The organism is Chryseobacterium sp. AC405b, assembly GCF_979258685.1.
Genome location: NZ_OZ409877.1, coordinates 40,323 through 64,810 on the forward strand (window position 1 = coordinate 40,323; position 24,488 = coordinate 64,810).

The following is a 24,488-nucleotide window of genomic DNA, read 5'->3' on the forward strand; positions in this document are numbered from 1 at the left end:
ACAATGGCAGTTATTTAACTTAACTTTTATGGCGAAACTGTAATAGGTTTTCTATTACCTTCTTGTACCTGCTGGCAAATCGCCTTGAGAGTTTTGTTGTGAACCGCTTTGATTGTTTTGTGATGATCCGCTCTGATTGTTTTGTGTCGAACCATTCTGATTGTTCCGTGTTGAACCGTTTTGATTATTTTGTGTTGAACCGTTTTGATTGTTCTGTGTGGAACCGTTTTGATTGTTTTGTGATGAATTGTTTCGAGTATTTTGTGCTGAATCTATCCTGGACGGATCTGGTATAGCCGCGTTCTGAGATTCTGTACTCAAACTGTCTGTTGACATTGCTGAAGAGTTGTTGGTCGGCATGCTGTTATTATCATAGGCAGAAGCCGAATCTTCATTGTTTGAAGTGTCTGTTGATGAATTTTTTTTGCAGCTGCTGATTGCAAACGCTAAAACAAGTACTGATGTGATAATCGATTTCATAAATTTTATTTTTTGGTTTACTCAAAGGTAAAACTGTCATCACAACTAAATTATGACTTAGAGCATAACAATAAAATGTTTAATAATTCTTCGGAATTTATCTCAATCATCCACGATAAAACTAACATTGGATGGCGGAATTCTATACCGGATTAATTTGTTCTTTCATTTACAGAGCAGACTTTTCGATACCATGTGGACAAATATTCTTAGTCTTGGCAAGAAATTAGCTGAATAAATTATGAAAGCTAAATCATTTTATTATGGAACCAAAAAGACAAAATAAGAATAAACCCAACTTATTTATTATCATCTTATTTTCATTAATACCCCTCATGGTGATAATATATGTTATACTGCACATGATTTTCCCTTCATTGTTTGAAAGCTTGCCTACCGGAGAAATTCAGTCAGTGCGACCAGATCAATAACACATTGATAAGTTGAATAGAAATGATTAATCGCAACGTAAGGTACTTCTGTTGAATATAGATAAGTAATAGCCAGATAACATTTAACAAAAATAATATGAATAATTACAATTTTAAAAAAGAAGATTTTGTCTTAACTGACGATGGAAGATACCGTGTAGAATTTGACAAAAACAAGATCGGTATCGGAGCTGATTTAACTGTAGAAGAGTTACTGCCCGATGGAAAGTATAGCCCGCTTCAGGCAGAAATTATAAGATTTAATGAACAAATATTTATCTATTGGAGTACTCCTTTTGATGGCAGGATTTCTACTGATATAAAATACTAGGGAGTTCAATAGTTTTATTAAGTTACAGCATCAATAATTGATCAATTGAATGAAGAATTAAGCGGTTAGAATACAAATTGACAAATTTTATTTGAAAATTGAAACTACAGTCAATATGATTATGGCAAAGTCAGCAGAATCAAAGACTAATGAAAAATGTTCACTGATGCGATGATTAACTTAGATGAGACTATAATTAAGACATTGTGACTTACATCATAATTTTTTACAACCCTGTGCGGTAATTTTAGGATCAATATAGTTAGAAATAAATGTTATGAGCCCAAAAGGAAAATTATTGATTATTGGCGGAAATGAGGATCGAGCCTATAATGAGGTTGAAATAGAGGATAACAACAACGAATTTTCAACTGATGAAATTCTTAAATTATTGGTAAAATCCAAAGATGACAGAATAGAAGTGATCACCATAGCCAGTTCAGAACCGGAAAGCATGCGCGAAACTTATCAAAAAACATTTGACGACATCGGTTATACCAATTTTGGATTTTTACATGACGTAGACAATTCTATGCCCATTGACTTATATTTAAAAAGGATATCAAATTCAAAAACAGTATTCTTCACAGGTGGTGATCAGACAAGAATTTGTAAGCATCTGAAGAATTCACCCATTCAACGTTTACTTAAAGAAAAATATCTGAATGAGGATGGCTTTATTGCTGCAGGTACCAGTGCAGGAGCGATGTGTCTGGCTGAGATTGTTATCTGCGAAGCAGAAAATGGTGAGGCAATATTAGCCGATGATATTAAGCTTGAATATGGGCTGAATTTAATTGATAACCTTATTGTTGATACACATTTTGTGCGCCGTGGAAGATTCGGCAGGCTTGCCCATGCTATTTTGCTACATCAGAAACTTCAGGGTATTGGCTTGGGAGAAGATATTGCTTTGCTTATAAAAGATGGTAATAAAGCAGTCTGCAAAGGCTCCGGAATGATTATTATCATCAACGCCAAGAATATAGGACAAACCAATATAAATTCGGCAGAAGGAGGATGCCCGGTATATGTTGAAAATCTCTCCGCTCACCTCTTAACAGAAAACTGCATTATTGATTTAAATACAGGAAAAGTTGAAGGTCCTGATATTAATAATGAGATTAAATCTTAGTAATAATTTTTTAACAATGTATTCTTACTAATTTGATTCAAATACTTCTCACTGCTCAATTTTATCTCCATACATTATCTTTTTATAGCTAAAAAAATCCCTAAGCTTACGCTTGGGGATTTAAATACTTATAAGTTCTTTAAGTTGAACTCTAGAATTAACTTGTTATGTATTGAGAAACTTAAATTATAAAATCCTTTGGAATGAGCATTTATAATATAGGTAACCCGGATTTAATTAGTGTATCAGTCTTTCAGATAGGCTTTGATCTTATCTTTGGGAATCAGATCCAGAATATCATTCACATTAATAATTTTGTGTTTGTTGATGATGCTTTCCACCGCTTTGTCAGCGCCAGAATAATTGATCAGCTGCTCGAGAAGTCCATAGACATTCACCATCTTTTTGTGCGTGTCTTCTTCATCACCGCCAAACCAGGAGCCGCTGAAATGATGGCTGACATAATTCTTCGGTAAGTGCTGAGAAAAATACACTGACGGATAAAGCGTGACATCGTGCTTGAGTTTCTGAATGGTGTCGCTGTAGCGGTCTGCGCCATATTCGTTTTCCAGCATTTCAGAAAAAATATCGGTGTTGATGCGCTCTACAAAACCATCTTGCTGATCGTAATAGGTTACAAAATCTTTCGACAGCTGGTGTTTTGGCTCAGCCATCCAAAACGCTGAGTAAGGCACACCTTTCACTTCGAAACCGCAAATAGCTTTCTTATTCAGGAACTCATCCAATGGCAGATTCAATTCCATATCGGTATCCATATAAATGCCTCCGTGCTCGTACATCACTTTGCACCGAACATAATCTGAAACAAAAGCCCATTTCTTCTGAGCATACGCTTCTTTCACACAGTTGTTGTCGTTTAATGGCGAGTTGTCTTCGTTCCACTCCACAATTTCATAGTCGGGATGAATCTTTTTCCAGGTATTGATGCAGTGATTTGCCAATTCGGTTTTCGGCTGTCTGCCAAACCAACAGTAATGTATTTTTTTAGGGATCATATTTATATATTTTGAATTAATTACAAGAAATTCTGGTGTCACTTTTTTCTTGCAAACATCAAACCTAAACTCAGAATTGGATCAGTTTTTTTTACAATAATCCATAAAAGTCAAAAACTTGAGGGATCAATACTCAGAATAATCATGGTAGGCATGATATTCGTTCTGGTTTTTTCTTAGCATCTTTAAAACTTATGGATCAATCAACTGACAACCGATATTTACCTAAGCAGTATGTAGAAATCACTACGCCGGATTGGGTCAAGAATGCCACACTTTATGAGCTCAATATCCGTCAATTTTCGGAGGAAGGTTCCTTCAAAGCTGTAGAAAGTCAGCTGCCGCGACTTAAGAAAATGGGCATAGATATCATTTGGCTCATGCCGGTTCAGCCTATCGGGGAATTGCACAGAAAAGGAAGTCAGGGGAGTTATTATTCGGTAAAAGATTATTTAAAAATCAATCCCGAGTTTGGTACAGGAGAAGATTTCAGAAGTCTGGTCAAAGCTATCCATGATCAGGAAATGTACGTGATTCTGGATTGGGTTGCCAATCATACCAGCTGGGACAATGAGTTGGTGACACGGCATCCCGACTGGTACATGAAATCAAGAAAAGGTACTTTCCAGTCCACACGATGGCGGGATTATGATGACATCATAGAGCTGGATTACAGACATCCCGATCTTCGGAAATATATGACTGATGCTATGAAGTTTTGGATCAATGAATATCAGATTGACGGGTACCGTTGCGACATTGCGAGTTTTGTCCCGATCGATTTCTGGGAAAATGTGAGAGCAGAACTTGACTGTATAAAAGCTGTCTTTATGCTGGCAGAAGCCGAAGACAAAGAACTACACCGCAAAGCTTTTGATTCCACCTACAACTGGACACTCTGGAATATACTCCACCAGATTGCAATAAATAACGTGAGTGTAAAAAACCTGACAGAGGCTTATCTTGCAGAGCACGTCTCGATTTTCCCAAAAGCCGGCATCCGCATGAATTTCATAGATAATCACGACAAGAATTCATGGGAAGGAAACCAAAATAGTAATTTTGGAGAGGCACTAAAAGCCGTAACCGTTTTTACCTTTTTGATGGATGGAATACCGCTTGTTTACAGCGGTCAGGAAGCGGGACTGGATCGTTCATTGGCATTTTTCGAGAAAGATCCGATTGAATGGAAATCCCACGAGAACGAAGCACTCTACACTACGCTTTTTGAACTGAAACATAAAAACCGGGCACTCTGGAATGGCAATTACGGCGGAGAAATGATCAGAATTATGAATGACAGAATGGATCAGGTGATCTCTTTTGTAAGGGAAAAGAATGGTGACAAAGTACTGGTGTTTATTAATCTCAGTAAAGAATCTTTCATTGTTCAGTTTGATACGTCGTTTGATACGGGAATTTACACCAATCTTTTTACAGTTGAGAAAAAAGCAGTTTCAGGAACTTTGATTATGACGATGGAACCTTGGGAATATATAGTTTTGCACAATTCCAAAGAGATTTGAATGAAAAATAATCTGTAAATTTTGAATTGTAAATGTTTTCAGAAGATCAGGACAATCAAATATTTTATCATATCAAGTAATTTAATTATTTAATCATTTTTGAGGAAATGGAATTGTTGAAAAAATCTTCGAGTTATTGATACCTTTCTTTATTAGTATCATATTCACTACAAAAAATCCCCAGGCTTTCGCTTGGGGATTTCATATTTAATCAGTCTGAGACCACTTATTTCACTTCTTCAAAATCTGCATCCTGAACATCTTCTGCTCCGTTTGCATTTCCTTGATTTTGAGCTCCTGCATCTGCTCCCTGTCCTTGTTGACCTGCTGCATACATTTCTTCTGTAGCTGCCATCCAAGCTGCATCAAGAGTTTCAGTTTTAGCTTTTACATCGTCTCCGTTTTTAGTTTCAAAAGCGGTTTTCAATTCTGCGTGAGCAGTTTCGATCGCTGCTTTTTTGTCAGCAGACAATTTATCACCAAATTCTTTCAATTGCTTTTCAGTCTGGAAAATCAATCCGTCAGCTTTATTGAAAACTTCAACCTCTTCTTTTCTCTTCGCATCGTCTGCAGAGTTTTCCTGAGCTTCTCTTTTCATTCTTTCGATTTCTTCTTCAGAAAGACCAGAAGATGCCTGAATTTTGATAGACTGTTCTTTACCAGTTCCTTTATCTTTTGCAGAAACACTTAAGATTCCGTTGGCATCGATGTCGAAAGTTACTTCAATCTGAGGAACTCCTCTTTGTGCCGGTGGAATATCTGTAAGGTCAAATCTACCAATCTCTTTGTTATCGTTGAACATTGGTCTTTCCCCTTGTCCTACTCTGATGCTTACGGCAGGCTGGTTGTCAGAAGCCGTAGAGAATACTTCAGATTTTTTAGTTGGGATCGTCGTGTTTGATTCAATTAATTTAGTAAAAACAGAACCCATTGTTTCGATACCTAAAGAAAGTGGTGTAACGTCTAATAAAAGAACGTCTGTCACATCTCCGGTTAAAACTCCACCCTGGATCGCTGCACCAATAGCTACAACCTCATCCGGGTTAACACCTTTTGATGGTTTTTTACCGAAGAATTTTTCAACTTCTTCCTGAATGATTGGGATTCTTGTAGAACCACCTACCAAGATTACTTCGTCGATATCTGAGATAGAAAGACCTGCATCAGAAAGCGCTTTTTTACAAGGCTCCATAGAACGTCTTACCAAATCAGCAGATAATTGCTCAAATTTAGCTTTAGTTAAAGTCTTCACTAAGTGTTTAGGACCTGTAGCTGTAGCTGTAATATATGGAAGGTTGATTTCAGTTTGAGGAGAAGAAGACAACTCAATTTTTGCTTTTTCAGCTGCCTCTTTCAATCTTTGCAATGCAATTGCGTCAGATTTAAGATCAACACCTTCTTCAGCTTTAAATTCGTCTGCCATCCAGTTGATAATAACATCATCAAAGTCATCACCCCCTAAGTGCGTATCACCATTTGTAGACAATACTTCGAAAACTCCATCTCCTAAATCTAAGATAGAAACGTCAAAAGTACCACCTCCTAAATCGTAAACTGCAATTTTCTGGTCTTTGTGAGCTTTATCCATACCATAAGCCAAAGCTGCTGCTGTAGGCTCGTTGATGATTCTTTCTACAGTAAGACCAGCGATTTCTCCAGCTTCTTTTGTAGCTTGTCTCTGAGCATCATTAAAGTAAGCAGGAACAGTAATTACCGCTCTTGTTACCTCTTGCCCAAGATAATCTTCAGCAGTTTTCTTCATTTTCTGAAGAATCATTGCAGAAATTTCCTGTGGTGTATATTCTCTGTCTTCGATTTTTACTTTTACAGTATCGTTTGGTCCGCTTACAACAGCGTAAGGTACTCTTGAAACTTCAGAAGCATCATCTTTGAAATGTGTTCCGATGAATCTTTTGATAGAATATACTGTTTTTGTCGGATTTGTTACAGCCTGTCTTTTTGCAGGATCTCCTACTTTTCTTTCACCATCTTCTGTAAATGCTACGATAGAAGGTGTTGTTCTTTTTCCTTCTGCATTAGGGATTACTACGGCATCTTTACCTTCCATCACTGCAACGCAAGAGTTGGTAGTACCTAAGTCAATTCCGATTATTTTACTCATAATATTTATATTTTTTAATTTTAGGTTTAATTTACAAACTCATATTCTCAATATCTGTACCATTAGAATTTATATGACAAATTGACACATCATTACAATAATTTCCATCAGATATAAGTCAGCAAACTGTCACAAACACGTGTACAACAAGAAAAAAATTAATTAAAGATTAATCTTGGTGGTAAATAAAGATTATTAATAATTAGTATTTTTGATAAATTTTACTAATATCTATGTCAGTACACTTTAATCCCAGAGATATTACCTGGTTGGCGTTTAATGAAAGAGTTTTGCAGGAAGCAATGGACGAAAATGTGCCTTTGCATCTAAGAATCAGATTTCTTGGGATTTTCTCTAATAATTTAGATGAATTTTTCAGAGTACGTGTTGCTGGTCTGAAGCGTGCCATGGATTTTAAGGAAAAAGTAATTGCAGAATCTTTTTATCAGCCCCCATCAAAAATTCTTCAGAGAATTAATGAAATTGTGATTACTCAACAGGCAGATTTCGACAAAACCTGGAAAAAAATTCAGGTTGAGATGGCAGAGCAGAAAGTTTTTATTAAAACGTCAAAAAATCTTACGGCAAAACAGAAAGAATTTGTAAGACAATATTTTGATGAAGTGGTAGAATCTAATGTAATTCCTATCCTTCTTCACGAAAATACGCCAATGCCTTACATGAGAGACAAAAGTCTTTATTTAGGAGTTGCAATGCGAAAAAAAGACTGGCATTATCACAGTAATTACGCTATTATTGAAATCCCATCCCGTTTTGTAGGAAGATTTGTGCTTTTACCTACAGAAAATTTAGAAGAAAAAAATGTCATGCTATTAGAGGATGTCATTACATTCAATCTTCCCCACATTTTTTCTTATTTCGGATATGACGAATTTTCTGCTAATGCTTTTAAGGTAACGAAAGATGCAGAAATGGATATTGATAATGACATCAGAACCAATTTTGCCGAAAAAATAGAAAAAGGTCTTAAAAACAGACGAAAAGGAAAGCCTACCCGATTCGTGTTTGATAAAGATATGGATAAGGCAATGCTAGAGTTGCTTATCAGAAAGTTAAATTTAAGCAAAAAAGACAGCATCATACCCGGTGGAAAAATTCATAATTTCAAACATTTCATGGATTTTCCGGATGTATTTGAATATTACAAAAAACCTTTAGAGAGAACATCTTTTACCCATCATGCTTTCGAACATGGTGAAAGAGTGACAGATGTCATTCTGAAGCAAGATGTTTTGCTGAGTTTTCCGTATCATACTTACACTCCTGTGATCGATCTTTTACGTGAAGCCGCAATGGATCCCGATGTAAAATCTATACAAATTACTGCATACCGTCTTGCAAGCAACTCAAAAATAAGCAATGCCTTAATTTATGCTGCCAGAAATGGTAAAGAAGTGACGGTAATGCTCGAGCTTCAGGCAAGATTTGATGAAGAATCTAATTTGATGTGGAAAGAAATGTTTGAACCGGAAGGAATTACGGTGCTCGTGGGAATTCCGGACAAAAAAGTGCATGCTAAACTGTGTGTCATAAAAAAACGAATCAACAACAAAACTCTGCAATATGGCTTCGTAAGTACCGGAAATTTTAACGAAAAAACAGCCAGAATTTACGGTGATCATCTGATCATGACCTCAGACAGAGGCATTATGGCAGACATCAACAAAGTTTTCACAGCCCTAAGAAAGCCAAAGGAAGATTATACGTCAGTTTTGAAAACGTGTAAAAACTTATTGGTCTGTCCTGTTTTTATGCGTGAAAAAATTGTTTCCCACATCGATAAGGAAATTGAAGAGGCAAAAGCTGGTCGAAAAGCAGAAATGATCATTAAAGCCAATTCTGTAAGTGACCGTGCGCTGATTTTAAAATTATATGAAGCTGCAAAAGCCGGTGTAGTGATCAGAATTATTGTGAGAGGTATTTACTGTGCAATCAATCAGAAAGATTTTAAACAAAAAATAAAGGCAATAAGCATCGTCGACGAATATCTGGAGCATGCGAGAGTCATGTATTTCTACAACAGAGGTGCTGAAGATCTGTATATTTCTTCTGCCGACTGGATGAACAGAAATCTGGATTACAGAATAGAAGCCGCCGCAAAAATTACTGATAAAAATCTTAAAAACGAATTGAAAGATATTTTGGATATTCAATTGAGAGATAATGTAAAAGCCCGAATTTTAGATAAAAAATTGAGTAACGAATATATCAGCAATGATGAAGAAGAATGTCGCTCACAGATTGCAACCTACAATTATCTGAAAGCTAAAACTACCGTAAAATAGCTGCTGTAAAAGACTCATTTTCGGATTTTGATGAATAATAAACAAATTATTTTTGTACATTCGATTTATAAAAGGCATAACATTTTAATAAATAACTGAAATTCAATAAAATACATTTAACTAATGATCATTGCAGCGATAGATATAGGTAGTAATGCAGCCCGACTTTTAATCAATGAGGTAAAAATTCAAAACGGAAAACCAGAATTTATTAAATTAAATCTCCTGCGAATTCCTCTGCGATTGGGAATGGATGTTTTTACTCTTGGGAAGATAGGTGAAGAGCGAGAAAAAATGGTCTTAGATTCAATGAAAATTTTCAGTGATCTGATGAAAGTCTACAAAGTCGAACATTACAGAGCCTGCGCAACCAGTGCGATGCGCGATGCGGATAATGGAAAAGACATTATTGAAAAAGTAAAAAATTCTTCAGATCTCAATATAGAAATTATTTCCGGAGACGAAGAAGCAACTTTGGTATACGAAAACCATGTTGCAGAAGGTCTTGACAAAGATTTCGCCTATCTTTATGTAGATGTTGGCGGTGGTTCTACCGAGTTAACATTCTATGAAGATGGCAAAATGATTTACGAAAAATCTTTCAATATCGGAACGATTCGTCTTCTCAATAATCTCGTGACAGAAGACAACTGGAAAGAGATGAAGGAAGAAATAAAGGCAAACATCAGCAGCAAAAAACAAATTGTTGCCATCGGTTCCGGCGGAAATATCAACAAAGTTTTTTCGATGAGCAAAACCAAAGACGGCAAACCGATGTCGATCGCTTATCTGAAAAAAGCCTACAAGGAATTTAATGATCTTACAGTTGAAGAAAGAATGACAAAATATGGTTTCAGAGAAGACAGAGCCGACGTTTTGGTGCATGCTTTAAAAATCTACAATTTTGTGATGCATTGGGCAGAGATCAACAAGATTTTCGTTCCTAAAATTTCTGTGGCGGATGGTTTGATTCACAATATTTATGAGAGGGTTTCAGGTAAATAACAAAGTTTTCCAATTCAAAAAATACATTTTTCCGATTGCATTTTGTGACCTGATTTTTTTAGAAGCTAATTCCTGCTTTCCACTGTATCTTTTTTCCATCCTTCTTTTTCCAGCGCAAAAAAAAGGATACCGTTTCAATCACGGCTAAAAAAAACTGACCTTCAATTCATTTCCCGTCAGTTCGAGTGAAATTCTGAAAGAATTTTGTATCGAGAACCGATGAACTGCAGGCGAACCATAAATCAAAAAATTCTCAAACCATTTTTCAAAATCTACTCAAAGCGATGTCATTTCTTCACTAATGCTACCCAACCTTTGTGAGTTTATATTTCTTATCATAATAATCAAATTATTAAAGTAAATCCAAATTAACAAACGTCATTCAAAACAGCATAAAATAAACTGTAAAATGAAAGTAATTCTAACGGGAGCAACAGGAATGGTGGGTGAAGGTGTTTTAATGGAATGTCTTGAAAATCCAAATGTTTCTGAAATTCTAAGTGTCAGCAGAAAACCTTCCGGAAAAAAACACGCAAAGCTGAAAGAATATCTCGTTCCCGATTTCTTACAAATAAATCTCACCGACGAAAATTTAAAAGGATATGACGCCTGCTTCTTCTGCGCCGGAATCAGCAGTATGGGAATGAACGAAGAAGAGTATACCAAAATTACTTATGCCACTACTCTACACTTTGCTCAGTCAGTTTTAAATCAAAATCCCGAAAGTACTTTCAATTTCATCTCAGGCCTGTACACAGACAGTTCCGAAAACGGAAAATTCATGTGGGCAAGAGTAAAAGGAAAAACCGAAAATGATTTGCAGAAACTTGGTTTTAAAGCTGTTTACAATTTTCGCCCTGGTTTTATGAAACCTTTTGAAGGACAGAAAAACGTCAAAACTCTTTTCAAACCTTTCGTCTGGTTTTTTCCGATGATCTCGCCCTCCAAAACATTATCGATGCATCAGCTTGGGGAAGCGATGATCAATATTGTCAATAGTGGTTATCCACAATCTGTTTTGTAAATTGAGGATATTAAAAATATGGCAAACTAATTATTGATTTGATACACATAATTAATTATTTGTTAAAGTTTAATTAAAAACAAAACAGAGATTAATCTTCATTTTTGCACAAATCTATATATAAGTAAAAATGAAGAACAAATACTTTTTCAGAAGTTTGTTACCAATCGCAGCATTATTTCATGGTGCAGTTTCAGGACAAACTTTGGTTCACTACTGGAATTTTAACAACAATGCTTCCGTTGCAGCTATTACAGCTCCGACCTCAACACTCTTAAACGGCTCTATTGCTGCAGTTTCTACAGGAACCGGAAGTGCAGATACTTTTGTTGATTTTGCCGGCGGAACAGCACAGAATTTTAATATTGACAATTTGAATGCAAGAAACGGAGATGCTTCCGGAACGCATTTGAGATACAATTATCCTATCAACGGAAACCTACAATTTTCTCTTCCTACAACAGGTTATAATAATGTTGTGGTAAAATTTACTACAAGAAGATCGGGTTCAGGAGCAGGAACGCAAACCTGGTCTTATTCTTTAGACGGAACTACATTTACGCAATACCAAACTGTTGCACCAATGGATGGAAATCCGCAATTGATTACATTTGATTTTTCAGCGGTTGCGGGAGTTGCAAACAATCCAAACTTCAAATTGAAAGTTGAGTTCGCAACAGGTTCTGGAGGAAATGTAGGAAACAACAGATTTGATAACTTCACAGTGGATGCTACTCCGACTGGCGGAGTTGACACTACTCCACCTACAGTAACTTACTTGCCTGCGAACAATGCCAACAACGCTTCTACAACAGTAAATCCTACAGTTACTTTCAACGAAAACGTAAGGCTTCTTGATAATTCTGCCATTACCGCTGCAAATGCTCAGAGTTTGGTTGAATTGAGATTAAACAATGCTACAGGAGCAGTAGTTCCTTTCACAACGACGTTCAGTAACAATAAAATTACAGTCATTCCTACTGCAGGTTTAGTCCCGAATCAGGCATATTATCTGGCTTTAAAACCAAATATGATTGAAGATACGAGCGATAATGCTGTAACTGCGACAACATCTACTACTTTCACTACGGCAGGAACTACAATTTCTTTAGACAAGACATTCGTTAAAGTCAACGAAAATGCAGGAACATTAGCATTTAAAATCAATGTCAATAATCCTTCAAATGCAACGGTAAATCTTGTAGTAAAACCGGCACCTTTCAGTACGGCAAACAACAGTGATTTCACACTGACCAATCAAACCATCAATATTACTCCAGCCACCACAAGTGTTACGATTAATATTCCTGTTAATGATGATATTTTAGAAGAACAACAGGCAGAATATTTTGTTTTGAGTCTTGAAAATCCTGTCGGAGCAACAATCACAGGTGATGCATCATCTACAGTTTATATCGTAGACAATGACAAAGCAGCACCGACAGCATCTAACCAAATCCAGTTAAATTATATCGGAAGCTTTGATCCTTCAGGAACCAATAACAGTTCTACAGAAATTGTTGTGCATGATCCTGCAACCCAAAGACTTTTCACGATCAGTGCACTTACAGATGTTTTTGATATCATCAACTTTGCAAATCCGCTTGCTCCAACGGTTATCAGTACAGTAAATATGTTGCCATACGGCGGAATTACCAGTATTGCTGTAAGAAACGGAATCATCGCAGTGGCTTCTCCAAACGGAACCAATGCACAAGCAAACGGATCGGTTGTATTCTTTGACATCAACGGAACCTTTTTGAAACAAGTAAATGTTGGAGTTTTACCAGACATGATTACTTTCACCCCAGACGGAACCAAAGTGATGACTGCCAATGAAGGAGAGCCAAACGATGCTTACACGGTAGATCCGGAAGGTTCGATCAGCATTATCGATATTCCTTCTTTGACGGTTGCCGGAATTCAGGCTTTAACGCAATCTAATGTGACTACACTTGCGTTCACCCAATTTAATGGTCAGGAAGCCACTTTATCTTTAACGGGAGGAAGAAAAGTAAAATCTACAAGCACTCTTGCTCAGGATCTGGAACCGGAATACATTGCAATCAGTCCGGACAGCCAGAAAGCATGGGTTTCTTGTCAGGAAAGCAATTCAATCATTGAAGTTAATTTAGCTACAAAAACATTAGGAAGCATTTGGGGATTAGGTAAAAAAGACATGAGCCTCCCAGGAAATGGTTTTGACGCTTCTGATAATAACGGAGAAGTTTTGATCGCCAATTGGCCGGTAAAAGCATATTACAATCCGGATGCCATGGCATCATACAAAATAGGAAGCACAAATTACATTGTCACTGCCAATGAAGGTGACGAAAAAGATCTTGGAGGATTTAGTGAAAGAACAACAGTAGGAGCTGCAACTTACGGTTTAGATTCAACAGTATTCCCGAACGTCTCTGTATTGAAAGCTTCACACAATTTAGGAAGATTCAGAACGACCAGCGTGAACGGAAATACCGACGGAGATGCAGAATATGAAGAAATCCATTCTTTAGGCGCAAGATCATTCTCTATTTTCAATGCAGATACCAAGCAAATCGTTTACGACAGCGGAGATCAGTTTGAAAGATATACTTCAGCTAACTTTCCATTAATCTTTAATGCAGATAACGAAGCGAATGGAGCCAAAAACAGAAGCCGTGCAAAAGGTCCTGAACCGGAAGGAGTAACGTTAGGAACCATCAACGGACAGACTTTCGCATTCATTACATTAGAAAGAATCGGAGGTGTGATGGTTTATAATGTGACAGATCCCAATAATGTAACCCTTACAGATTACAAGCATTCCAGAATGACTTCGGCATTTGGCGGAGACAACGGTCCTGAAGGCATCACATACATCGCTCCGGCGAATACCACAACAGGAAAAGGATATGTGATTGTTGCAAACGAGATCAGCGGAACATTATCCATGTATGAAGTTCTTCTTTCTCCAACTTTAGCAACAGGTGAAGTGAAACCACAAAAAGCAAGCTTCAACATCTTCCCGAATCCTGTGAATAAAGGAAGTATGTTGTATTTCAACAAAGCTCAGGGATATGAATTGTACGATATGTCCGGAAAATTACTTGGAAAAGATAAAAATGCCTTGACAATAGATACTTCAAAACTGAATACCGGAGTTTATTTAATCAAAACTTCTGAAGGTGATGTGAAAAGAGTTATTGTAAAGTAATTTTTATTCATATTTGATTTTAATGTAGCCCCGGTTTTTCCGGGGCTTTTTTGTGTGCGTACATCTTTTGCAAAACGTTTTCTATATTTTATTTTTAAATTAAAAACCATAAAAAAGACAGACTAAAAAGCCTGTCTTCAAAAAATATATTATGTATTTTTTACTCTACGTTCACCACTTTTGAAATCTCAGGAGCGTGTTGTTTAATAGTATTTTCAACGCCCAGTTTCAGAGTTGAAAAGTTCAGAGAACAGCCGGAGCAGTTTCCTAAAAGCTTTACATAAACGGTATCTTCTTTTACATCAATCAACTCAATATCTCCCCCGTCTTTATTCAAAAACGGACGAATACTCTCAAGAGCTTCCATTACTCTGGTTACTATGCTTTCGTGTGCTATATTTGTCTCCATATTTTGAATTTGGTTTTTCAAAAATTAATTTGAAATCATTATTATTTCTTTGGCGAGCAACCTGCCATCGTTGTGATTTTCACGGCTTCTGTAGGCGGAAGAAACTTATTTCTTTCTACCAAACTCTCTACCATTTTTCTGGCAGTATCTGTATAGATCTCTGCAATTTTAGAATTTTCCTGAAGTGCAGCAGGTCTTCCTACATCTCCCGCTTCTCTGATGCTCTGAATCAAAGGAATTTCACCTAAAATAGGAATTCCCAAATCTTCAGCCAAATACTGTGCTCCCTGATTTCCAAAGATATAATATTTATTGTCAGGCAATTCTTCCGGCGTAAAATAAGCCATATTTTCAATCAATCCAAGTACCGGAATATTGATACTTTCCATATTAAACATGGCAATTCCTTTTCTCACATCTGCCAAAGCAACGTGTTGAGGTGTACTTACAATTACTGCTCCCGTTACCGGAACTTCCTGAATGATTGATAAATGAATATCACCCGTTCCCGGAGGCAGATCGATTAACAAGAAATCTAATTCTCCCCAAGCTGCATCTCTGATCATTTGGTTCAAAGCTTTTGAAGCCATTGCGACCTCTCCAGACTACTGCTTGGTTTGCTCCTGAAAAATATCCGATGGAAAGCATTTTCACACCGTAATTTTCTATAGGTTTCATTAAACTTTTTCCGTTGACATCTACAGAAATCGGCTTCTGACCTTCTGTATCAAACATAGTAGGAACAGATGGTCCGTAAATATCAGCATCTAAAATCCCTACTTTGAAACCCATTTTTGCTAAAGTTACCGCAAGATTGGCAGCAACGGTAGACTTACCAACACCACCCTTTCCGGATGCGATGGCGATAATATTTTGAATTCCAGGGATTTGTTTTCCTTTGATCTGACTGAGCTGAACTTCGCTTGGCTCGGGAGAAACTATTTTTAATTTTAAATTAATTTCTTCTCCGAATTCACTTGCGAAAGCCTGTTTCATGGCTGCCTCAAGTTTCTTTTTTTCGTGCATCGCAGGCGAATGAGCGGTCATATCAATGTACACATCGCTTCCCATCACCTGAAAGTTACTCACCAAATCATCTACTTCTATTTCTTTAAGGAAATCCTGAACTTTTTCTTTAGTTAACATAAAAATATAAATTGACTACAAATTTACGGAAATTTTAGCTATTTAGAATCAGTAAACGGTGTGATAGACAAATTCTTTTGTACACGGAAATTTTGTAGTATTTTAGAACGTTTTTAATTTTAAACTCATGCAAAAAATATTCTTCATTCTTTTGGGATTAATCAGCCATAATTTAATATCGCAAAATTATTCGCAATACGTAAATCCTTTCATCGGAACAGGTGGCCACGGTCATACTTTTCCCGGAGCAATCGTACCTTTCGGGATGGTACAGCTTTCTCCTGATACGAGAATCGACGGAAGCTGGGACGGCTGTAGCGGTTATCACTACTCAGATTCGGTGATTTATGGTTTTTCGCATACGCATTTGAACGGAACCGGTGTTTCAGATTACGGAGATATTATGCTGATGCCTACGATGGGAAATCCGGGACTGACTCCGAAAGAATATTCTTCAAAATTTTCTCATAAAAACGAAAAAGCAATGGCTGGGTTTTATTCTGTTAAATTAGACAAACATAACATTGATGTTCGTTTAACGACAACAAAAAGAGTGGGTTATCACGAATACACCTTCAACAAAGCCGGAAACGCCAATATTATTTTAGATTTAAATCACAGAGATAAATTGCTGGAAGGCGAGGTTAAAATTATTGACAGCAAAACAATTGAAGTTTTCAGAAGAAGTGAAGCCTGGGCGACCAACCAACAGATTTATGCGAGAATTGAGTTTTCAAAACCGATGTTTGAAACCAAAGGACATGAAGAGAGTGAATCAAAAATTGGTACAATTAAAAAAGGATATTCAGGAACAAAAATTCAAGTTGCATTCTCTAATAAGGTAAAAAAAGGAGAGAAGATTCTTGTAAAAGTGGCAATTTCTCCGACAGGTTACGAAGGTGCAGGAAAAAATATGCTGGCTGAAGGAAAATCAAATAACTTCAACGAAATTCAAAATCAGGCGGTCGCAGACTGGAATAAAGAACTTTCAAAAATTGAAGTGAAGTCTGCCGATAAAGACAAATTAACGGTTTTCTATACCGCATTATATCATGTTTTCACACAACCGAACATCAATATGGACGCTGACGGAAAATACCGTGGCAGAGACAACAAGTTTTACATGGCAAAAGATTTTGGATACTACTCCGTTTTCTCGCTTTGGGATACATTCAGAGGAGCGCATCCTTTGATGTCATTGATTGACCGAAAAAGAACGGCAGATTTTGTCAATACTTTCATCAAACAATACGAACAGGGCGGAAAACTTCCCGTTTGGGAACTCGCTTCTAATGAAACGGAATGTATGATCGGCTATCATTCGGTTTCGGTAATTGCAGATGCAATGGCAAAAGGAATCACAGGCTTTGATTATGAGAAAGCTTTTCAGGCTTCAAAAAATTCGGCAATGCTGGATATTTTTGGTTTAAATGCTTACAAACAAAACAATTACATCAGCATTGATGATGAACACGAAAGCGTCTCAAAAACGTTGGAATACGCATATGACGACTGGTGTATCGCTCAGATGGCAAAAATTTTAAACAAAAAAGAAGATTACGAATACTTCATGAAACGTTCTCAGAACTGGAAAAATCTTTACAATCCGAACAACGGTTTTATGCAGGCAAGAAAAAACGGAAACTGGTACCAACCATTTGACCCTAGTGAAGTGAATAACAATTACACGGAAGGAAATTCGTGGCACTATTCCTATTCTGTTCCGCAGAATATTCCGGAGTTGATTGAAGCTCATGGCGGAAAGGAAAAATTTGAACAATTCATTGATGCTATTTTTGCTGCTTCCGATAAAACGACAGGTAGAGAACAAGTGGATATTACAGGTTTGATGGGACAATATGCACAAGGAAACGAACCGAGTCATCACATTGCCTATCTTTATAACTTCGTTGATAAACCCCAGAAAACGGAAGAAAAAATCAAGTACATTCTTGATAATTTCTATAAAAATTCTCCCGATGGTTTGATCGGAAACGAAGATTGTGGACAAATGAGTGCATGGTTTATCTTAAGTTCGATGGGAATTTATGCTGTAACTCCCGGAAAACCTGAGTGGGAAACCGTGACGCCCTATTTTGATGAAATAAAACTGCATTTAGAAGACGGAACTACGAGAATTATTACCAAAAACACTCCGAAATCTGAGCTTAAACATTTAGGTTTTGAAAATATAAAAGTTACTAAAGATTTAAAATATCCTGAACAAACAGCTTCGCCTGTAATTGCTGCAGATCGACTATTTGATTTTACCACTCAGGTAAAAATCACCCCTTTGAATGAAAAAGATAAGGTATATTACATGACGATGGATGAAAATGATGCTAACGTCAGAAAGACTTTTAAAGCCTACAAAGAACCTTTTACCATCAGCAAAACCACACAGGTTTCTACCTATGCTGAAAGAAATGGTGAAAAAAGCGGAATTACAACTGCCAACTTTAACAGACGACCGAATCATTGGGATATTACAATCAATTCAAACATGCATCCACAATATACAGCGGGTGGAAAATTTGCATTAATTGACGGCATCAACGGTGATGTAAATTGGAGAAAAGGCGAATGGCAAGGTTATCAGGGACAAACTTTGGAAGCAATTATTGATTTTAAATCGCCTCAGCAGATTAATCATATCTCTTCAAACTATCTTCAAGACAGCAGAGCCTGGATTTTAATGCCTAAAAAAGTGGAATATTATGCTTCAATGGATGGAAAAACATTCATTCTTCTGAAAACCTTGGAAAATAACATTGATGCTAAAGATGAAAACGTTCAGATGAAAGATTTCTCAACGGAAGTTCTTCCTACTGAAGCTCGTTATCTAAAAGTGAAAGCCTATCACTTCGGAAAGCTTCCGGAATGGCATCAAGGGGCAGGTGGTGATGCTTATATTTTTGTGGATGAGATTTCTGTGAAATAGTAAGTCAAAAAATTTTAATTTATAAAACCTCTTTCGATTGGGAAGAGGTTTTTTGTTTTAATCAACAGGAACGGGCTTTAGCCCGTTTAATAAATATAGCAACTGATCGGCTTTAGCCAAAGCTTATTCTGTTCAATTCAGGGAATAATTTAATTCATTCTTTCCGACCACTGTAATTCTTCCGGCAATTCTCGATCAGAAAATTCAATATGAATGACTCTTCTTTTCTTTCCGTTAGTTGTTCGGTTTGAACCATGAAGAAGTAAAGGTTTCATCATCATTATCCCACCTTGTTCTACATTGCAGATATGTTCTGTTTCTACATTCCAATCAATGGTTTCGGGTCTGTAGATTCCTTTTGCGTGCGATTTTGGAACTACTTTCAAAGCGCCGTTATGTTCATCGGTATCATCTAAATGAATTCTTACTGTAAAAATATTTTCAAGAATATCTAAAGGCGGTTGTACAGCAAACTGATTTTGTTTGGTCGTCCACGATCCGAAATTATCCAGTTCAACTTTTTTATCTACAGAAATCGTTAAATCTTGATGATAAGCAACGTACCAGTTTGATTTTTCTGGTTTATCGAAGTAAATGCTTTTAACAACAAAATAATTTTCGCCAAAAATTTCTTTGATAATTGTTTTTAGATTTTCATTAAAAATCAAATCTCTTACTTCAGGAATTTCCTTTAAAAACTGTCGGATCGCAAAAAGATCTTCGGATTTTCTAAAGGTTTCTTTTGAGGTATCAATATTTTGAATGACTTCCTTTATTTTTTCAATTTCTTCCGTAGAAAAAACATTGCTGATAACGGAAAAACCTTTATCAGCAATTTGATTTTTATGATTTTGTAAGTTCATTTAATTATAGGTTTTAATCTATTTTTAACGCAAAGTTCGCAAAGCTTTTATTTAAATGATTGAAAATATTTTTCGTTCGCAAAGGCGCTTCACTCAACAAAGTAATACAAATTTCATAAAAAATGGTGAACAGAAAAAATTCTCTGTTGACCATTTATTAAGTTAAATTAATATCTACAGATCTCCACCATGGTTATCCAGCTGCCCTTCCCATTTTGAAACAGCAGACGTCGCTAAGGCGTTACCTAAAACATTGGTCATGCTTCTCGCCATATCACAGAAGTGATCGATAGGAAGAATCAAAGCAATTCCTTCCGGCGGAATTCCGAACATCGAACAGGTTGCTACAATAATAACCAGAGAAGCTCTCGGAACTCCGGCAATTCCTTTTGAAGTCAGCATTAAAACCAAAAGCATGGTAATTTGTTGTCCGACAGACATTTCAATTCCGTAGATCTGTGCTATGAAAATTGATGCAAACGTCATATACATCATACTTCCATCGAGATTAAATGAATATCCTAATGGTAAAATAAATGACACCACTCTATTGTTACATCCGAATCTCTCCAGTTCTTCAACCAATTTTGGAAAAACAGCTTCCGAACTTGTAGTGGAGAAAGCGATTAATAAAGGTGATTTTATCCTTCTTAATAATTCAAAAAGACGGTTTCCTAAAATTAAATAGCCAACAATCAATAAAACCGCCCACAAAACAGCTATTGCAAAGAAAAAATCTCTCAGATAAATAGCGTACACTTTAAAAATTTCAAAACCATTGGTTGCCACTACGGCTGCAATTGCTCCTAAAACTCCAAGCGGTGCAAACCACATGATATAGGCTACCATTTTTAGAATTGCGTGTGCGATCACATCAAACAATTTAATAACCGGCTGTGCATATTCGTCACCCAAATTAGCCAAAGCGACTCCAAACATAATGGAAAAAACAACAATCTGAAGCACTTCATTAGTAGCAAAAGCTTCAAAAATACTTTTAGGAATGATATGTTTCACAAAATCTTCCAGTGAAAAACCTTTACTTGACTTTAACAGTTCTTCAGCAGACGCTGTGTCCTGAATAGGAAGTTTTGTTACATGACCGGGCTCCAACCAATTTACCAAAACCAAACCAATGAACAGAGATATAAGAGAAGCCGAGATAAACCAAAGCATCGCTTTTGAGCCTACTCTTCCAATCATTTTAAGATCACTCATTTTTGCAATTCCCACAACCAATGTGGTGAAAACCAACGGTGCGATAATCATTTGCACCAGTCTGATAAAGACCGTGCCGAGAAGCTTGATATTGTCTGAGAATGGTTTCGCACTTTCGGGATACTGAATATGTACAAATCCGCCAATTACTACACCCACGATCAATGCAACTATAATCGCAATAAATAATTTATTTTGTCCTTTCATATCTTTAGTTCAATAATCGCAAATATAATGGTTTTATTGGTGATGCCTAAAACTTTATGAAAACTGTTTGAAATCAGTAATTTTAAAAATTAACTTGCAGATTATGATGCCATTAAAATAAAAGCTTGAGATATTTATTTATTTTTTAGATAATTGGTATAGATTTTATTATTACATTTGAGTGTAATTAAAACATTAAATAAAATCAATTATGAAAAAAACAATCGCAATGTCTGCCTTAGCTTTGGCAGTATCATTCGGATCTATTTCGTGCAAAAAGAAAGTATCAGATGCTGATCTTCAGACTCAGGCAACTACCATTGTAACTGCTAATCCGGCTGCAACTGTAGAAGTAAAAGAAGGTGTAGCTCATTTAGGCGGAACGTTCGCCTCACAAGCTGAAAAAGACGCAGCTATCAAATCTCTTAAAGAAATTAAAGGTGTAAAAGACGTACATGATATGGCAACTGTTGCACCCGTAGTAGCTGCTCCTGAACCAGTGCAAACAACGACAGCAGTTGATCCTATGGTACAGCAAAAAGTACAGGATGCATTGAAAGATTTCCCATCTGTAAAAGTAGAAGTTGTTAACGGAGAGTTGACTCTTACAGGAACTGCATCTTCTGCACAGGCAAGAAAAATCAAAGAATCTGTTGACGCTTTGAAAGTAGGAAAAGTAAATTATAACTATACTGTAAAATAATTAGAGATGAGCACATTACAGGATAAATACTCAAGCGTAGTTTCTGCAGCTCAGTCTGCGGGAGTTTCTAATCTTCAGGTTCAGGAACAGGACGGAATTCTTTATGTTTCCGGAAATGCATCTAACACTGCAGCGAAAGACGCAGTTTGGAATGCTTTAGGAGCAATCGATTCTACATATTCTGCTTCAGATATCAATATCGATGTACAAGTTGCAGGTCTTGCTGCGGGAGCATCGCTTACTATTGCTACTGAAGATTCTAACCTGAACATCAGACAAGAGCCTTCTACGGATGCTGCTGTTGTTGGTAAAGCAGCAAAAGGCTCATCAGTTACTTTAGTTGAACAAACTTCTGACGATTGGTGGAAAGTAAAAACTGCTGACGGACAGGAAGGATATGCATACTCAAGATACTTGAAAGCATAATCATATCATAATTTCTATTCTAATCCCTGAATTTATCAGGGATTTTTTTTGTTTTAACATCAAGATATAAAAGATTCATCATTTTATTAATAAATTAGCTGCAAATTTCAATTATGAAGATTCCTTTTTCTTTTTTATTTATGCTCTTTTTTATTTTCGGAAAATCGCAAAATACAGCTGCAACAGACAGTTTTGTTAAGGATAATTTTACCAAAAAAGAATTCTATATTACGATGCGTGATGGTATTAAACTTTTCACGGCGGTTTATATTCCAAAAGACATTTCAAAAAAACAAAAGTATCCGTTTTTAATGCAGAGAACCTGTTACAGCATTTCTCCGTATGGGGAAAGTGAATATAAGAAGAAATTAGGCCCCAACAAATATCTGATGAATGACAAATATATTTTTGTATTTCAGGATGTGCGTGGAAGATATATGAGCGAAGGAACTTTCACTAATATGACGCCACAGGTTGATCATAAAACCAAGAAAGATGTTGACGAAAGCACCGATACCTACGACACAATTGATTGGCTGATTAAAAACATTAAAGACAACAACGGAAAAGTAGGACAATATGGAACTTCATATCCCGGATTTTACACTGCTGTAGGAACTTTGGCGCAACATCCGGCTTTAGTAGCATCATCACCTCAAGCTCCGATTTCAGATTTCTGGAATGACGATTTTCTTCACAACGGAAAATTTATGTTGGGATATTTCAGAACATTTCCTGTTTTTGGAGTTCAGAAAACCAAACCTGAAAATAAAGCATGGTATTCAGATTCTATGATTAAATCTACTTCAGAAGACGGCTTAAAATTCTACAGAGAACTAGGAACGTTAAAGGATGCTTATAACAAGTATTACAAAGATAATTTCTTCATGACCGAAATTATGAATCATCCGAATTATGATGAATACTGGCAAAAAAGAAACCTTCTGCCTCATCTTAAAAACATCAGTCATGCAGTGATGACCGTTGGTGGATGGTTTGACGCAGAAGATTTATCAGGACCTTTGAATATTTATAAAACAATAGAAAAAACAAGCCCAAAAGCCAAAAATACCATCGTAATGGGGACCTTTTTCTCATGGAGCCTGGGCACAGGAACAGGGGAAACATTTCCACAATGAAATTTATTTTGGAGACAGCATCGCAACCTATTACCAAAAAAATCTGGAGACTAAATTTTTTAATCATTATTTGAAAGGAAACACAAAACAAGATGCAGGTTTACCGGAAGCTGTAATGTATGACACAGGAGCAAAAGTATGGAAAGAATTTGCTCAATATCCACCAAAAAACACTCAGAAAATCAACTTTTATTTAGCCAGTGGAACTTTAAAAAATACTGCCGGACAAGGTTTTTCAGAATATTACAGTGATCCGAATAATCCGGTTTTGAGTTCGGATAATCTGAAAGATTTTAATGGTTTTACCCCAAGAAATTATATGTCTGAAGACCAAAGATTTGCCGTGGGAAGACCAGATGTTTTGACTTTCACAACAGATGTTCTTACAGAAGATATAACTTTTGCAGGGGAAATTTTAGCTCAGTTAAATATTGCTTCTACCTCTACCGATGCAGACTTTGCTATGAAACTCATTGACGTTTATCCTGAAGATTTTAAACCGGCAGAAAAGAAAGAGGGTGTTATTTATGGGAACTATCATCAAATGGTACGAAGCGAAATTATGCCTGCAAGATTTAGAAATTCAAGAGAAAAACCTGAAGCTTTGGCAGCCAATCAGAAAACTGCAGTTAATTTCAGATTGCAGGATGTGGTTCATACGTTCAAAAAAGGTCACAAAATTCAGATTCAGATTTCTTCGACTTGGTTTCCGCTTTTTTCGGTTAATCCCCAGAAGTTTTTAGATAATCCGAATATGGCCACAAAAGAAGATTACACAAAAGCATTCATTAAAGTTTTTGAAGATTCTGCGATTGAGGTTGAGGTTTTGAAATAAGTTAGAGGTTAGAGGTTAGACATTAGACG

General features: G+C 36.4%; 16 protein-coding genes and 2 pseudogenes. 11 read left to right on the forward strand and 7 right to left on the reverse strand.

Annotated features, from left to right (window positions below):
• Positions 1 to 54 precede the first annotated feature (54 nt).
• Positions 55 to 480: a hypothetical protein gene (locus ACZZZA_RS00225; RefSeq protein WP_463429271.1), complete on the reverse strand. Its 426-nt coding sequence runs from the start codon at positions 478 to 480 to the stop codon at positions 55 to 57.
• 528 nt (positions 481 to 1,008) lie between these two features.
• Here ACZZZA_RS00225 and ACZZZA_RS00230 point away from each other — a divergent pair.
• Positions 1,009 to 1,242: a glutathione synthase gene (locus ACZZZA_RS00230; protein WP_463429272.1), complete on the forward strand. Its 234-nt coding sequence runs from the start codon at positions 1,009 to 1,011 to the stop codon at positions 1,240 to 1,242.
• 277 nt (positions 1,243 to 1,519) lie between these two features.
• Positions 1,520 to 2,377, forward strand: coding sequence for a cyanophycinase (locus ACZZZA_RS00235; protein ID WP_463429273.1), 858 nt, complete (start codon positions 1,520 to 1,522; stop codon positions 2,375 to 2,377).
• 245 nt (positions 2,378 to 2,622) lie between these two features.
• Here ACZZZA_RS00235 and ACZZZA_RS00240 read toward each other — a convergent pair whose 3' ends face one another.
• A complete protein-coding gene (locus ACZZZA_RS00240; protein WP_463429274.1) occupies positions 2,623 to 3,435 on the reverse strand; it encodes a glycosyltransferase family 32 protein in 813 nt (270 codons plus the stop codon).
• A 152-nt stretch (positions 3,436 to 3,587) separates the two neighbouring features.
• Between ACZZZA_RS00240 and ACZZZA_RS00245 the strand changes: the two genes are divergently transcribed.
• A complete protein-coding gene (locus ACZZZA_RS00245; RefSeq protein ID WP_463429275.1) occupies positions 3,588 to 4,919 on the forward strand; it encodes an alpha-amylase family glycosyl hydrolase in 1,332 nt (443 codons plus the stop codon).
• Between the two features lie 226 nt (positions 4,920 to 5,145).
• Here ACZZZA_RS00245 and dnaK read toward each other — a convergent pair whose 3' ends face one another.
• The gene (gene dnaK / locus ACZZZA_RS00250) at positions 5,146 to 7,041 is read right to left on the reverse strand and encodes a molecular chaperone DnaK (protein WP_463429276.1); all 1,896 of its coding nucleotides are present in this window, start codon (positions 7,039 to 7,041) and stop codon (positions 5,146 to 5,148) included.
• Between the two features lie 233 nt (positions 7,042 to 7,274).
• Between dnaK and ppk1 the strand changes: the two genes are divergently transcribed.
• The 4 genes from ppk1 to ACZZZA_RS00270 all read left to right on the forward strand — a co-directional run bounded on the left by ppk1 (position 7,275) and on the right by ACZZZA_RS00270 (position 14,572).
• Complete coding sequence (ppk1, locus tag ACZZZA_RS00255) at positions 7,275 to 9,347, forward strand: polyphosphate kinase 1 (protein ID WP_463429277.1); 2,073 nt, start codon at positions 7,275 to 7,277, stop codon at positions 9,345 to 9,347.
• Between the two features lie 123 nt (positions 9,348 to 9,470).
• Positions 9,471 to 10,352 carry a Ppx/GppA phosphatase family protein gene (locus ACZZZA_RS00260; protein WP_463429278.1) on the forward strand — a complete coding sequence of 294 codons (882 nt, stop codon included), beginning with the start codon at positions 9,471 to 9,473 and terminating at the stop codon, positions 10,350 to 10,352.
• Positions 10,353 to 10,761: 409 nt separating this feature from the next.
• Complete coding sequence (locus ACZZZA_RS00265; RefSeq protein ID WP_463429279.1) at positions 10,762 to 11,376, forward strand: NAD-dependent epimerase/dehydratase family protein; 615 nt, start codon at positions 10,762 to 10,764, stop codon at positions 11,374 to 11,376.
• A gap of 130 nt (positions 11,377 to 11,506) precedes the next feature.
• On the forward strand, positions 11,507 to 14,572 hold the full coding sequence (locus ACZZZA_RS00270; RefSeq protein WP_463429280.1) for a choice-of-anchor I family protein: 3,066 nt from the start codon (positions 11,507 to 11,509) through the stop codon (positions 14,570 to 14,572).
• 160 nt (positions 14,573 to 14,732) lie between these two features.
• On the opposite strand, the gene ACZZZA_RS00275 is transcribed toward ACZZZA_RS00270, so the two are convergent.
• The gene (locus tag ACZZZA_RS00275; RefSeq protein ID WP_463429281.1) at positions 14,733 to 14,981 is read right to left on the reverse strand and encodes a NifU family protein; all 249 of its coding nucleotides are present in this window, start codon (positions 14,979 to 14,981) and stop codon (positions 14,733 to 14,735) included.
• 41 nt (positions 14,982 to 15,022) lie between these two features.
• Positions 15,023 to 16,127, reverse strand: a pseudogene (locus ACZZZA_RS00280) (Mrp/NBP35 family ATP-binding protein).
• A gap of 127 nt (positions 16,128 to 16,254) precedes the next feature.
• Here ACZZZA_RS00280 and ACZZZA_RS00285 point away from each other — a divergent pair.
• Positions 16,255 to 19,068, forward strand: a complete 2,814-nt coding sequence (locus tag ACZZZA_RS00285; protein ID WP_463429282.1) for a GH92 family glycosyl hydrolase — start codon at positions 16,255 to 16,257, stop codon at positions 19,066 to 19,068.
• 149 nt (positions 19,069 to 19,217) lie between these two features.
• On the opposite strand, the gene ACZZZA_RS00290 is transcribed toward ACZZZA_RS00285, so the two are convergent.
• Positions 19,218 to 19,931, reverse strand: a complete 714-nt coding sequence (locus ACZZZA_RS00290) for a phytanoyl-CoA dioxygenase family protein (RefSeq protein WP_463429283.1) — start codon at positions 19,929 to 19,931, stop codon at positions 19,218 to 19,220.
• A 174-nt stretch (positions 19,932 to 20,105) separates the two neighbouring features.
• Positions 20,106 to 21,356 (reverse strand): dicarboxylate/amino acid:cation symporter, encoded by a 1,251-nt coding sequence (locus tag ACZZZA_RS00295; RefSeq protein WP_463429284.1) that lies wholly within the window; start codon positions 21,354 to 21,356, stop codon positions 20,106 to 20,108.
• A gap of 211 nt (positions 21,357 to 21,567) precedes the next feature.
• Here ACZZZA_RS00295 and ACZZZA_RS00300 point away from each other — a divergent pair, with 211 nt between their 5' ends.
• The 3 genes and pseudogenes from ACZZZA_RS00300 (at position 21,568) to ACZZZA_RS00310 (ending at position 24,459) form a co-directional block, all read left to right on the forward strand.
• Positions 21,568 to 22,059 carry a BON domain-containing protein gene (locus ACZZZA_RS00300; protein ID WP_463429285.1) on the forward strand — a complete coding sequence of 164 codons (492 nt, stop codon included), beginning with the start codon at positions 21,568 to 21,570 and terminating at the stop codon, positions 22,057 to 22,059.
• 6 nt (positions 22,060 to 22,065) lie between these two features.
• Positions 22,066 to 22,485, forward strand: coding sequence for an SH3 domain-containing protein (locus ACZZZA_RS00305; protein WP_463429286.1), 420 nt, complete (start codon positions 22,066 to 22,068; stop codon positions 22,483 to 22,485).
• Positions 22,486 to 22,598: 113 nt separating this feature from the next.
• Positions 22,599 to 24,459: pseudogene (locus ACZZZA_RS00310) on the forward strand (CocE/NonD family hydrolase).
• Positions 24,460 to 24,488: the final 29 nt, after the last annotated feature.